Below are 553 nucleotides of genomic sequence, written 5' to 3'. Positions count from 1 at the left end.
TTGATTCCCTTTGTATTCCTAGGATTGGGTTACTTAATTCACATGTTCTGGGAGAATAAAACGAGAGCCAACTATATCAAGCTTGGTTTATTATTTATCGTGACATTTATTTTCGACTGCATTTTAGCCTACGAAATTGAGTCAAAATTGTATGAATTAAACAAAACTTTTGAATCTCCACCCTTTGATATTAAAAGTGCTTTTACCAAAATTCAGTTTTGGGGAATAATTTTCGCGGGATTTATTGTATACATTATCTGGGGGTTGGTTTTTGACTTTGTAATGAAAGAACACCGTGAAAAAGATAAGATTAAAAATGAACAGGAAATCAGGCAAAAGAGAATTGAATTCTTTCAGGATAAAGTCAATATTTTAAAAAAAGAAATAGAAGAAATCCTTTCCAACATTGGAATGATAAAAGAAACTGTTATTAAAACCCGGGGCAGAATCGAAGAGCTTCAGAATATTATTGACGGCGTAATTATTCCCACCAAGGATTACAAACTATATGCCTCGGAATACGTGCAGGGCTGGATCACTTTTATCGGTGAAA

1 pseudogene is annotated in these 553 nt (G+C 33.5%); it reads left to right on the top strand.

What is annotated here, in order from left to right:
- Positions 1–42: 42 nt before the first annotated feature.
- Positions 43–553: pseudogene (locus BBI00_RS15290) on the top strand (beta-carotene 15,15'-monooxygenase); the annotation flags it as partial.

The sequence above is a fragment of the Chryseobacterium arthrosphaerae genome (assembly GCF_001684965.1).
GTDB classification, from domain to species: Bacteria; Bacteroidota; Bacteroidia; order Flavobacteriales; family Weeksellaceae; genus Chryseobacterium; species Chryseobacterium arthrosphaerae.
This window is presented reverse-complemented; position numbering and strand designations above follow the sequence as displayed.